Raw genomic sequence first — 11,548 nt, 5'->3', positions numbered from 1 at the left:
TCCCCCACCAGGCAATTCCGCCGGGAGCGTGCCGTACCGCCCGGTAGGCGGAAAGAACGGAACCGTCGGTTCTGGGCCATCGACGCACAGTGATCGAACGCCGGGGCGGGGGTGAGGGCGCGGAGGGCCGGGCGGCACCGGCACGGCGGCGGCGGGGTGGCACCGACCGGTTCCACACCCGACGCCTCCGCCCTGGGCCGGGAGACCGGCCCCGTCGTCCCGTCCGGGGCCCGCCCGGCCGGCATGTCCGGATCTGACAGAACCTGGTCATTGCGGCCCTGTGTGGCCGGGCGCCATGATCGGCGCATGCTCCCCGCGCACCGCGTCGTCGTCGTGGCCTTCCCCGGCGTCGAGCTGCTCAACATCACCGGCCCGGCCGAGGTGTTCTCCGTCGCCACGCGCGTCGCCGGCACCGGCCGTCCGGGCTACACCGTGCGCATCGCGACGCCCGGGGGCGAACCGGTGACCACCTCCGGCGGGATCCGGCTCATGGCCGACCTGACGCTGGACGAGGTACCCGGCGGCGTGGACACCCTCCTCGTCTCGGGCGCCGTCCGGGTGGACGACCACGCGGTGGAGCCCGTCCTCGACGACGGGATCGTCGACTGGCTGCGCGCCACGGCCCCCGGCGTCCCCCGGGTGGGATCCGTGTGCGCGGGCGCGCATCTGCTGGCCGCGGCGGGCCTGCTCGACGGGCGCACCGCGACGACCCACTGGCGGACGGCCGCCCGGCTGGCCGCCGATCATCCGCTCGTCGCGGTCGACCCGGACCCGATCTTCATCCGGGAAGGCCGGCTGTGGACCTGTGCCGGCATCGCGTCGGGGATGGACATGGCCCTCGCCATGGTCACCGAGGACCACGGCCCCGAACGCGCCCTTGCCACCGCCCGGACCATGGTGATGTACGTCAAACGGGCGGGCGGCCAGAGCCAGTTCAGCGCGCCGCTCACCCCTCCCCCGGCGCCCGACGACCGGCTGGACGAGCTGCGCCGGTGGATCGGCGAGCACCTCGCCGAGGACCTCTCGGCCGACGTCCTCGCGGCGCGCCTGCACCTGAGCGTGCGTCACTTCTCGCGCCTGTTCCGCGACCGCACCGGCACCACGCCGGCGGCGTACGTGGAGTCCGTCCGCCTGGAGGCCGCCCGTCGGCTGCTCCAGGACACGCCCCACGGCCTGCCCGAGGTGGCCGCGCTCAGCGGCCTCGGTTCGGTGGAGAGCCTGCACCGTGCGTTCCGGCGCCGCCTCGGCACGACCCCGGCCCAGTACCGGCGCCGCTTCCGCTGATCCGCCACCCCCGGCGCCCACCCCCGTCCTTCCGCCTCCTTTTCCCAGCCCGTCCCTCGACCGCCCGCGGACCACCGCGCGGCGGAGGACCGTCATGCCCCCAGGAGAGAACCGTGTCCCGAACCAAGGTCGTCCCCATCCCGGTCATGGGCCGGCACCACGTCAACGCGTACCTTCTGCTCGGCCGTCGGCCCGTCGTCGTGGACGCGGGGACGCCCGGCAGCGGCCGGAAGATCCACGACGGGATCGCCGCCCACGGGGTGGACCCCTCCGACGTGTCGCTGATCGTCATCACCCACGGGCACATCGACCACTTCGGGTCGGCCGCCGAACTGCACCGGCTGACCGGGGCGCCCGTGGCGGGCCACGTCGCCGACCTCGGCCCGTACCGCTCCGGCCGGGCCCGTGAGCCCTATCTGCCCACCGGGCCGATGGGCCGCCTCATGGCCGGGAACAAGAACCTGCACCTGCGGGTGGAACCGTTCGAGCCCGACGTGCTCCTCACCGGCGAGACCGACCTGACGGACTTCGGCGTCGCGGGGCGCGTCGTGCCGACGCCCGGGCACACCGCGGGATCGGTCTCGGTCCTCACCGACGAAGGCGATCTGGTCGCCGGCGACCTGATCGCCACCTCGTTCTTCGGTCTGGTCCGCGGCCGCCCCGCCAATCCGCCCTTCCATGACGACCCGCTCGCCAACCTCGCCAGTCTGCGCCGGATGCTGGCCCTGAACCCGACCGGCCTCCACGTCGGCCACGGCACCCGGCTCGACCCCGACCGGGTCCGGCGCTGGGCCGAGCGCGAACACCGGCGCCTGTCCCGGCTCCACGCCGCCGGACGGCTCCCGGTCCGCACGGTCTGACGGGCGCACGCCCCGGGCCGCCCCCGGCCAGGCGGGGGGGGAGTCAGGTGCGCGCGAGGGCGGCGGCTCCGAAGGAGACGTCGAACCGGTCGCACCAGATGCTGACGCTCGGATACGCCGTCCAGTCCACGCCGGCGGGCAGCGGGTAGTTCTGGTCGCCCTTGTTGCCCTTCAGACGGGCCAGGTCGAGGTGCTTCCCGTCGTCGAAGACGCCCCAGCCGGCCGTGCCCTCCCGCACGGGGGCGTCGCTCAGCCATACGTGCAGGTCCGGGCCGTTGCTCGTGTCGAGGCCCTCGATGCGCAGGGTGTGGCTGCCGTCGGCGAGCCGCACGATCCTGACGGTGCCGGTCGTCGCGTGCTCGTGGCTGACGAAGCTGCCCCGGGCCACGGTGACCGGGCCCGCGGGCGGTGCGGAGGCGGCCGGGGCGGAGGGCGCGGGCGCGCCGGCGGGCCCGCTCGTCACCGGCGCCGGGGGCGCCGCGCTCACGGTGGGCAGCGCCTCGTGCACGGTCTCGTCCACCCACAGCGCCCAGGGCTTGAACCACAGCGCCCCGGCCGTCGCGAGCACCAGTCCCGCACCGGCCACCGCGGCCCACCGTCGCTTCCTCGTGACGCGCCCCACGACGCCTCCCTCCGTGTCCGGCCGGCCCCGTCCGGCCGGCTCCTGCGTGCTCCATTCAAGGCACCCGGGCGCGCGCCGGACAGTCCTGACCGGATGACGAAAGCCTTACGGCGCTCCCGGGGCTTCGGGCGGCCCGGCCGGCCGGAGGGCCGCCGGGAGGCCGTTCAGACGCAGCCGGGTGGCGCCGCGCAGGTGCGGCAGGTCGTCCTCGGGGCGGGCGGACGCGGCGAGGAAGGCCGCCTGTTCGGTCCAGCGCAGATGGGTGCCCTGGCTGTCGGGGCGCAGTTCCACGGTGACGAGCGAGGACCACCGGGCGACGTCGTTCACGCGCGAGGTGTACGTGTAGACGAGCCGGGCGCCCGGGACGATGTCCAGGTAGCGGGAGGCGTAGGCGAGCCGTTCCGGTTCGGCGCCCTCCGTCGTGAAGAGGCTGGTCGCGGTCTCGCCGCCGTCGACCGTGAAGTCGTGGGCGTACGAGGTCCGGCGGCCCGGGAGGACGAACCAGCGGCGCCGCACCGGGGTGTCGGCGAAGGCCTCGAAGACGGCGTCCGGGGTGGCGGCCACGTGCCGTTCGACGGTGAACGTGTCGTGGCGCACCGCGGTCACGGTCGGATCGGTTTCCAGGGGCAGGGTGTTCATCGTGCTCCGTCGGGTTCGGGTGCGGTGGGTGTCGGGCAGGAGCCGGATCGGAGTGGCGGTCCGAAGGAGGGGGAAGAACACTACCCCCGACGCCCGCGTCGTCGGGGGCCCTCGGCGACGCCCGCCGCGCGGCCGACGGCCGCCCGGGCCTCCACCCCGCGTCGTCGAAGAGCCGCCGCACCGTCGAAAGGAAACGCACCCGTGCCGCAGACGCTCAACCTCTGGCGCCGGCAGCTGGGCGAGGTGCCCGCGTCCGTCTGGGAACGCACCGACCTCGACGTGCTGATCCTGGCCGACAACGGGCTGACCCGGCTCCCGTCGCGGATCGGCGGGCTCCGGCGGCTCACCACGCTGGACCTCGGCCACAACCGGCTCCGTTCGGTCCCCGCCGAACTCTGCGAGCTGACCGGTCTCAGCGGCTTCCTCTACCTCCACGACAACGACCTGGCCGAGCTGCCCGAGGCCCTCGGCGACCTGCGGCGGCTGCGCTACCTCAACGTCGGCGAGAACAGGCTCACTTCGCTCCCCGAGACCCTCGGGCGGATGAGCGGTCTGATCGAACTCCGCGCGCAGCACAACCGCCTGACCGCGCTGCCCGCGTCGATCGGCTCGCTCCGCGCGCTGCGCGAGCTCTGGCTGCGGGGCAACGCCCTCGCCTCCCTGCCGCCGTCGACGGCCGCGCTGGACGAGCTGCGCCATCTCGACCTGCGGGAGAACGCCCTCGACGCCCTCCCCGAGGCGCTCGCCGGGCTGCCGCTGCTGCGCCACGTCGACGTCCGCGGCAACCGCCTGACCCGGCTGCCCGGCTGGGTCGCCGAACTGCCGTCGCTGGAGAAGCTGGACCTGCGCTGGAATCCCTGTGTGCCGGCCCCGGCGCTGCTGTCGCGGCTCGAGGAGCGCGGCTGCGTCGTCCTGTGGTGAGGGCGAGCCCTGCCGGGGCGCGCGGACGGGAGCGGCACCGCGGCCGCCGGCCGCAACTCCCGTGTCAGTGCCCTCCCGTATCCTTCCGGCCACCGCACCACGACTGGGAGGATCAGGACCCTTGACCGGCCTGTCTGCTTTTCCGCTGCCCTTTCACGTTTCCCGTTCCGGGGCGTTCGCGACGCCGAGGACCCTGCGGGAGATGGAGATGATCCGGTGCAGCGCGCACATCCGGGAGAAGCCGGGGTGGTTCGAGAAGGTGCGCGACGCGGACGTCGTCGCGCGGTGGACGCGGGAGGCCGTCGAGCAGGGCCTCACCGAGGCGCAGGTCCGTTACGTGCTGGCCGAGCTCGCGCACTACGCGGCGCTGCGGGACGGCGCGACCGGCATCGAGGTGTCCGCCGTCGACGGGGTGTGGCACTCGGACACGCTGGTCGACGAGGAGCTGCGGCGGCGGCTGGGCGAGGCGGTCCGGGTCCTGGAGGAGGTCCCGGAGGAGGAGCGGGACTGGCATCCGGGCTCCGACGGCCAGGTCCTCGACCTCGTGCACCCCTCGCTGTTCTGCCTCGTTCGCGGGGTGAGCGGGGAGCCCGAGCGCGCCTGGGACAACCCGGCGGACCCGTACGCGAAGTACGAGTTCTCGGAGCGCTTCCAGTGGCTGCCGACGGACGTCGAGGTCGGCGCCGAGGGCGGGGTCGACTTCCTGTCGTACGTCAACAACGTGCACCCCGAGGAGCACCGCGCGCTCGCCTCCGTGCTGCCCGAGCTGTTCGGGCGGATGGTCCCGCTCCTGGAGCGGGTGCTCACCGACCTGCGCCGGCCGCGCCCGCTGCGGATCGAGCCCGACCCCTACGACTGGTACGACTCGGAGCCGGCGTACCCGGAGAAGTCCGCGTACGCCGATGCCGAGGCCCACGCGGAGGCGGTCCGCGCCTGGGAGGAGGCGCAGGACGACTGGTGGGAGAACCGCACCCCGGTGGTCCCGGACGCCCCGGAGTTCACGGCGCCCGAGCCCCCGGAGGATTCCGCCCGCGTCGACCTGCGCGGCCGCCGGCTCCAGGTGATCGTGAAGCTCGCCACGGTCCACCTCACCCCGGAGAAGCCCGCGTACCCGGGCGGTTCCTGGCACGTGGAGGGCATGCTGAACGAGCGGATCGTCTCGACCGGCATCTACTACTGGGACAGCGAGAACATCACCGAGAGCCGGCTGGCCTTCCGGGCGGCGCTGCACGACCCGGAGTACGAGCAGAACGACGACGAGGGCATCCGTGAGGTCTACGGCCTGGAGAACGACGACGCGCTGAACCAGGACCTGGGCTCGACGCCGACCCCGTCCGGCCGCTGCCTGGCCTTCCCGAACGTCCTCCAGCACCGCGTCGGCGCCTTCCGCCTCGCCGACCCCACCCGCCCGGGCCACCGCAAGATCCTCGCGTTCTTCCTGGTGGACCCGTCGCGGCCGATCGTCTCGACCTCCGACATACCCCCGCAGCAGCCCTGGTCCGCGACCTCGACGATGACGCTCGCCGAGGCCCGGGCGTACCGCGAGGAGCTGATGAAGGAGCGCAAGTTCTTCGTCGACGAGCACAACGAGCAGCTCTACGAGCGCGAGTTCTCCCTCTGCGAGCACTGACCGCGGTCCTGCTCCTCGGCCGGTCCCGGGCCCGGCCGAGGAGCAGGACCAGGGCCAGGACTAGGCCATCCAGAAGAAGACCGCCGTCATCCGCTTGTCCTCCAGGGTGGTGCCCGTGTACGCGGTGGCCGTGTGGATCAGGTTGGCCGCGTAGAGGAGGAGGCGGTTGTAGCGGGGCGGGACGCGGAGGTCCTCGGTGAAGGAGTCCTCGGGGACGAAGCGGGTGCCGAGGGCGTCGACGAGGTTGTTGTGCGGGGCCAGGACCTGGTTGCCGCCGAGGACCCCGCCGGGGAGCCGCTGGCGGTAGAAGCTGGTGCCGCAGTCCTCGGGGAGGTCCGGGGTGAGGTAGAGGACGGCGGCGTAACGGCACAGGGTGCGGGAGTCGGTGTGCGGGCGGGGGTCGCACTCGCCCTTGCCGACGACCTGGACGCAGTTGTGGTTGAAGGTGCCGCCGCCGGCGGGGTCCACGGCCCAGACGCGGGGGACGCCGACGGTGCGGCACACCAGCTTCTCCAGGTGGGCGAGTTCGGCCGGTTCGAGGCCGGGCATCGTGCGCAGGCCCGGCCACGGTTCGGGGCGGTGGGGGTGGCCCGGCACCCAGTCGTCGCGTCGCAGGACCCGGGCCCGGACGGCGTCGGGGTCGGGCAGGACGTCGTCCAGGATCCAGTAGTCGCGGCCGCGGGTGGGCTTGCGGTACGGCAGGGGTCGGGGCGCAGGGGGCATGGGTCGCACGCTAGTCCCGGCGCGCGGCCCGGCCGCCAACCCGCGGCCAAGACTCCGGCAAGACATCGTCATGCGGGCAATCCGCGGGAAAAGCCGGCTTCCGGGAGGGCCTTCGACGGGCCCGGGCCCGCAGTCCGTGCCGCGGGGCCAGGCACCAGGCGAGGGCGAAGAGCGCGGTGAGCACGACCACGACGGAGCCGCCGGCGGCCAGGTCGTAGGCGTACGAGACGTACAGGCCGCCGAGCGCGCCCGCGCAGCCGATGCCGGAGGCCAGCAGGGTCATGACGCCGAGCCGGTCGGTGAGCAGCCGGGCGGTCGCCGCGGGGGTGATGAGCAGGGCGAGCACGAGGATGTTGCCGACGGCCTCCAGGGACATCACGATCGTCGTCGTCACCACGACGTAGAGCAGCAGGTCGAGGCCGAAGACGGGCAGGCCCGCGGCGCGGGCCGTCTCGCGGTCGAGGGTGACGGCCACGAGTTCCTTGCGCAGGAGGAGGACGAGGCTCACGACGACGGCCCCGAGTCCCGCCACCGTCCACACGTCCTCGGGGCCGACGGCGAGGACCTGGCCGAAGAGGAAGGAGGAGAGGTCGGTGGTCCAGCTGTCGCGGGTGGAGACCAGGACGATGCCGAGGCCGAACGCGAACGCGAAGAACACTCCGATGACGGTGTCCTCCTTCAGGCGCCGGTTCTGGGACACGAAGGCGATGAGGACGGCGGTGGTGATGCCGGCCGCCGCGCCGCCGAGCAGCAGGTTGCCCTCCAGGGCGTAGGCGAGCGCGACGCCGGGGAACGCCGAGTGGGCGACGGCGTCGCCGATGAAGGCCATGCCCCGCAGGACGACGAAGACGCCGACGACCCCGCAGACCAGGCCGACGATCGCGGAGACGGCGAAGGCCCGCTGCATGAAGGGGAGGTGCCAGGGGTCGAGGAGGAGCTCGGTCATGCCGCCGCCTCCCCGTCGGCGGCCGGCTTCGCCGTGCCGTCCAGGCCGAAGGCCCGGAGCATGCGGTCGGGGTCCGCGAGGACGTCCGGGCCGCCCTCGGCGACCACCGTCCGGTTGAGGAGGACGATCCGGGCGCAGGTGCGGGCGGCGGACGCCAGGTCGTGGGTGGTCATGAGGAGCGCGGTTCCGTCCTCGGCCAGTCGGCCGAACAGCTCGTTGAGGAGGGCCTGGGTACGCACGTCGACGCCGGTGAACGGCTCGTCCAGGAGCAGGATCCGGGGCTCGGCGGCCAGGGCGCGGGCCACCAGGACCCGCTGCCGCTGGCCGCCGGACAGCTCGCCGACGGGGCGGCGCCGCAGGTCCGTGAGCGCGGTGAGTTCGAGGGCCCGGTCCACGGCGGCGTGGTCGGCCGCTCCCGGCCGGCGCAGCGGGCCGATGCGCCGGGTGCGGCCGGAGAGGACGGCGCCCGCGATGTCGACGGGGAAGTCCCAGGCGAACTCGTGCCGTTGGGGGACGTAGCCGATGAGCCCGCGCGCCTGGGAGACGGGCCGTCCGGCCACCAGGATCCGGCCGGCGGTCAGCGGGACGAGGCCGAGGACGGCCCGCAGGAGGGTGGTCTTGCCGGCGCCGTTCGGGCCGATCAGGCCGACCGGTTCGCCCGCGCCGACGGAGAGGTGCGCGTTCTGGAGGGCGATCCGGCCGCCCAGGGCGACGGTGACGCCTTCGGCCCGCAGGGCCGGGTGGTCGGCGCTCATGCCGGTGCTCCGTTCCGGTTCCGCCGCTCGCGGCGGCGGTCGACGAGGACCAGTCCGGCCCCGGCGGCGGCGAGCCCGGCCGCGCCGGCCGTCAGGAGCGCCGTGTCGCCCGCTCCGGTGTCGGCCAAGGATCCGGAGGCGCGCGCGTCTTGGCCGGCGGGACCGGCTGAGCCCGAGGGGCCGGCCGGGCCCGAGGTGTCGGCGGAGCCCTTGCCGTCGCCGCCCGCACCGGGGGCGGTTCCGTTCCCGGCGCCTGCGCTTGAGCCGGACGACGGGCCGACGGACGCCGGGTCCTCGGCGTCGCCCACCACGAAGGTCAGGGTCTCCGTGTCGGTCGACGGAGAGCCGTTCGCCAGGGTGCCGGTCATGGAGACGGTGAGCCGGTGGACGCCCTCGCCGCCGAAGGCCCAGCCGCCGTGCGCGTGCGAGTTCGCCGGGACGTCGACGGTGTCCGGCACGCCGTCGCGGCTGTTGAAGAGGACGGTCGCGCCCGAGAGCCCGTCGTAGGTGTAGAGGGCGAAGCCGCCGGGGCCCTCGGCCCCGCGCAGGGCGAACTTCACCCCGCCTTTGAGGGCTCCCGCCTCGACGTTGTCGGTGGACCAGCCCGGCCACAGCAGGCCCTCCTGCTGGACCTGGTCGAGCAGCCACACGGGTGAGCCGGCCCGGCCCAGGAAGGAGAAGGCTCCCCCGGCCGGAATCCGCTTCTTCGCCGCCGCCTTGACGTGCAGCACCACGGAGGACGGCTCGCGCCAGACGGTCCGCCCGGCGACCGTGCCGTCCTTGACCTGGATCTGCAGCTTGCCGTCGACGACGCGCGCGGCGATGTCGATGTGGCCCGCCGCGAGCACCGTCCCGGACGCGGCGGCCTTCGCCGCGGCCGGTGCGGGGGCCGCCGCGAGGGCCCGCACCGTCCGGTCCGTCGCCGCGGACAGCGCGGCCGCGGGCGGGGTGCGCGGGGTGACGCGTACGGGCTGGGCCTGGGGCACGGTCGCCGCGGGGGCGGGGGTCGGGGCGGGTGCGCCGACCCGTACCGTCGACGTCCAGGTCCGGCGCGCCGGTTCCGCCTGCGCGGAGTCGGCGAGGGTGAGCCGGTACGTGCCCGGTGCGGTGAACGCCCACCGCGCGGCGGGCTGCGCCGCCGGTTCGGCCGGGCGCGGCGGGATCGGGTAACCGTCCTCGGGCAGCCCGTCGGCGCCGTCGCTGCGCGCCAGCGGTTCGGGGGCCGTGCCCGCTTCCGCGCGGTGGATGACGAGGGCTCCGGGGCCCTCGACGGCGGTCAGGGTCAGCCCGGCGGTGCCGGCGGGCTCCTCGACGTCCCACACCCGCGCGCCGGGGGCGCCCAGGAACGCGTACGCCGTGTCGTCCGGCACGACCATCCAAGCGCCGTCCGCCGTCAGGTCCGGGGGCAGGTCGGGGCCGGCGCTCGGGGTCGCGGCCCCGGACCCTTCCCGGGCCGGGGTCGACGGGGTCAGGATCGACGGGGCCGGGGGCTCGGGGGTGGGCGCCGCCGCGGCGGGGGCGGCGCCGGGGGCGGTGAGCAGCAGGGCTGTGCCGAGGGCGCAGCCCAGGGCGACGGGCCGGACCCGGCGGGGCGTCCCGTTCTCGCGTGTGTTCGTCATCGGGTCGTGCTCCCCTTTCCGCCCAGGCAGCGGGCGAGTTCGGCGGCGTTGTGGCGCATCATCCCGACGTAGTCGTGGACCTTGTCGTCGAAGGAGTCGCCGTAGATCGTGCAGAGGCCGACGCCCTCGTCCCGGGCCACCCGCCGCAGGACGTCGGCGCGCGCGGCGAGGTTGGGTTCGAGGAAGACGGCCGGCACCCGCTTCTCGCGGATGGTCCGGCGCAGCTTCTCGACCTCGGCCGCGCTCGGCTCCTGGCTGGGCACGGGGACGACGAAGCCGGCGACCTCCATGCCGTACGCCTTGGCGAGGTAGCCGAAGGCGTCGTGCGTGGTGATGAGCTTGCGGTGGGCGGCGGGGACGGTCGCCAGGGTGGCGGCGACGTTCTTGTGGAGCGCGGCGAGCGCACGCAGGTACGTCGTGGCGTTGCGTGCGTAGACGGCCCTGCCCGCGGGGTCGGCCTTGGCGAGTTCGGCCTCGATGCGGCGCACGTAGGCCTCGGCGTTGGAGACGTCTCCCCAGGCGTGCGGGTCCAGGTCGCCGTGGACGTGCTTGCCGATGACGGCCTGGGGCAGGACCCAGATGTCCTTGCCGGGTGCGCCGAGGAAGCGGTACTGCGGCTCCTTCGGGACCCGCTGCCTGGCCCGGTCGGGGACGTTGAGCGCGACGGCGGTGCCGGGGAGGCGGACGCGTTCGCCGGTGGCCTTGTCGTCGGTCCGTACGTACACCGCCTTGCGCCGGGCGTCGACGGCGAGGTCGGCGTGTCCGCCGTCGAGGGTCCTGCGGCCCTCGGCCGCCTTGTTGTGCGCGGCGCCGCCGACGGTGAAGGTGACGGTGCCCTGTCCGGCGTCGGTGGACGTGCCGTCGAGGGACTCGACCCGGCCGCGTACAGTCAGCTCGTACGTACCGGGCCGGGTGAAGACCCAGTTGACGTGGGTGTGCGCCTCGGGCGGGAGGGTGAAGGAGTCCTTGGCGTCGAGGCCGTCGGTGGAGTCGATGTAGCCGGTCGGGTTGCCGAGCGTGTCGGTGAGGTAGACGTGCAGGTCGCCGGGGCCGGTGAGCTGCACTGCGCTGGTACGGACGTGGGCTCCCTCGCCGGCGACCTCGCCCTCCACGGCCCAGCCCAGCCAGAGCACGTCGAGGCCGAGGTCCTCCTCCAGTTCGATCACGGTGCCGCCGAACTGCTCCAGCTCGTCGGCGATCTCGACCTTCGGGGTGCCCTCGCGGGCGTTGTTGTGGATCATCTTCATGATCCCGGGCTCTTCGAGGAGCAGCCCGTTGGAGAAGACGAGGTCGGCGCGGGCCACCCGGGCGGTGTCGCCGGGGCTGGGCTCGTAGGAGTGCGGGTCGCCGTGGTGCGGGACGATCGAGGTGACGTCGACGCGCTCGCCGCCGACCCGGCGCACCAGGTCGGCGATGACGGCGGTCGTGGTCGAGACGGTCAGGGCGGCGTCGGAGGCGCCGGGACCGGAGCCGGAGCATCCGGCGAGGAGCAGGGCACCGGCGAGGGCGAGAGCGGTGGTTCGTGGTGCGGTGGTGCGCACGACGGAAC

General features: G+C 74.4%; 11 protein-coding genes. 4 read left to right on the top strand and 7 right to left on the bottom strand.

Annotated elements, in window-relative coordinates:
• The first annotated feature begins 306 nt into the window (after window positions 1–306).
• Window positions 307–1,284: a GlxA family transcriptional regulator gene (locus ACIGW2_RS09050; RefSeq protein WP_399842265.1), complete on the top strand. Its 978-nt coding sequence runs from the start codon at window positions 307–309 to the stop codon at window positions 1,282–1,284.
• Window positions 1,285–1,397: 113 nt separating this feature from the next.
• Entirely contained in the window at window positions 1,398–2,144 is a 747-nt protein-coding gene (locus tag ACIGW2_RS09045; RefSeq protein WP_399842262.1) for an MBL fold metallo-hydrolase, read from the top strand.
• Window positions 2,145–2,187: 43 nt separating this feature from the next.
• Here ACIGW2_RS09045 and ACIGW2_RS09040 read toward each other — a convergent pair whose 3' ends face one another.
• Both ACIGW2_RS09040 and ACIGW2_RS09035 read right to left on the bottom strand, forming a co-directional pair.
• On the bottom strand, window positions 2,188–2,766 hold the full coding sequence (locus tag ACIGW2_RS09040; RefSeq protein ID WP_391652009.1) for a DM13 domain-containing protein: 579 nt from the start codon (window positions 2,764–2,766) through the stop codon (window positions 2,188–2,190).
• Window positions 2,767–2,871: 105 nt separating this feature from the next.
• A complete protein-coding gene (locus ACIGW2_RS09035) occupies window positions 2,872–3,405 on the bottom strand; it encodes an SRPBCC domain-containing protein (RefSeq protein WP_391652010.1) in 534 nt (177 codons plus the stop codon).
• A gap of 201 nt (window positions 3,406–3,606) precedes the next feature.
• On the opposite strand from ACIGW2_RS09035, the gene ACIGW2_RS09030 reads away from it, so the two are divergent.
• Together ACIGW2_RS09030 and ACIGW2_RS09025 are read left to right on the top strand one after the other, a co-directional pair.
• Entirely contained in the window at window positions 3,607–4,326 is a 720-nt protein-coding gene (locus ACIGW2_RS09030) for a leucine-rich repeat domain-containing protein (RefSeq protein ID WP_399842258.1), read from the top strand.
• Window positions 4,327–4,447: 121 nt separating this feature from the next.
• Complete coding sequence (locus ACIGW2_RS09025; RefSeq protein WP_399842255.1) at window positions 4,448–5,956, top strand: DUF4246 domain-containing protein; 1,509 nt, start codon at window positions 4,448–4,450, stop codon at window positions 5,954–5,956.
• A 60-nt stretch (window positions 5,957–6,016) separates the two neighbouring features.
• Here the strand turns inward: ACIGW2_RS09025 and ACIGW2_RS09020 are convergent, their stop codons facing one another.
• From ACIGW2_RS09020 to ACIGW2_RS09000, 5 genes are read right to left on the bottom strand one after another with little or no spacing between them, the layout of a single operon-like run.
• Window positions 6,017–6,679 (bottom strand): DUF6445 family protein, encoded by a 663-nt coding sequence (locus ACIGW2_RS09020; protein WP_391652013.1) that lies wholly within the window; start codon window positions 6,677–6,679, stop codon window positions 6,017–6,019.
• A gap of 10 nt (window positions 6,680–6,689) precedes the next feature.
• Entirely contained in the window at window positions 6,690–7,625 is a 936-nt protein-coding gene (locus tag ACIGW2_RS09015) for an anchored repeat-type ABC transporter permease subunit (protein ID WP_391652014.1), read from the bottom strand.
• Window positions 7,622–8,380, bottom strand: coding sequence for an anchored repeat-type ABC transporter ATP-binding subunit (locus ACIGW2_RS09010; RefSeq protein ID WP_399842252.1), 759 nt, complete (start codon window positions 8,378–8,380; stop codon window positions 7,622–7,624). The genes ACIGW2_RS09015 and ACIGW2_RS09010 overlap by 4 nt, the downstream gene beginning before the upstream one ends.
• The gene (locus ACIGW2_RS09005; RefSeq protein ID WP_399842250.1) at window positions 8,377–9,999 is read right to left on the bottom strand and encodes a choice-of-anchor M domain-containing protein; all 1,623 of its coding nucleotides are present in this window, start codon (window positions 9,997–9,999) and stop codon (window positions 8,377–8,379) included. The genes ACIGW2_RS09010 and ACIGW2_RS09005 overlap by 4 nt, the downstream gene beginning before the upstream one ends.
• Window positions 9,996–11,540, bottom strand: coding sequence for an anchored repeat ABC transporter, substrate-binding protein (locus tag ACIGW2_RS09000; RefSeq protein ID WP_399842247.1), 1,545 nt, complete (start codon window positions 11,538–11,540; stop codon window positions 9,996–9,998). The genes ACIGW2_RS09005 and ACIGW2_RS09000 overlap by 4 nt, the downstream gene beginning before the upstream one ends.
• Window positions 11,541–11,548 lie beyond the last annotated feature (8 nt).

This window comes from Streptomyces sp. NPDC053541 (genome assembly GCF_044544705.1).
Lineage (GTDB): Bacteria > Actinomycetota > Actinomycetes > Streptomycetales > Streptomycetaceae > Streptomyces.
This window is presented reverse-complemented; position numbering and strand designations above follow the sequence as displayed.

Bases quoted from the DNA above. Each gene is read 5' to 3' on its own strand.
- ACIGW2_RS09050 (WP_399842265.1), top strand. From the start codon at position 307: ATGCTCCCCGCGCACCGCGTCGTCGTCGTGGCCTTCCCCGGCGTCGAG.
- ACIGW2_RS09035 (WP_391652010.1), bottom strand. From the start codon at position 3,405: ATGAACACCCTGCCCCTGGAAACCGATCCGACCGTGACCGCGGTGCGC.
- ACIGW2_RS09020 (WP_391652013.1), bottom strand. From the start codon at position 6,679: ATGCCCCCTGCGCCCCGACCCCTGCCGTACCGCAAGCCCACCCGCGGC.
- ACIGW2_RS09015 (WP_391652014.1), bottom strand. From the start codon at position 7,625: ATGACCGAGCTCCTCCTCGACCCCTGGCACCTCCCCTTCATGCAGCGG.
- ACIGW2_RS09010 (WP_399842252.1), bottom strand. From the start codon at position 8,380: ATGAGCGCCGACCACCCGGCCCTGCGGGCCGAAGGCGTCACCGTCGCC.
- ACIGW2_RS09005 (WP_399842250.1), bottom strand. From the start codon at position 9,999: ATGACGAACACACGCGAGAACGGGACGCCCCGCCGGGTCCGGCCCGTC.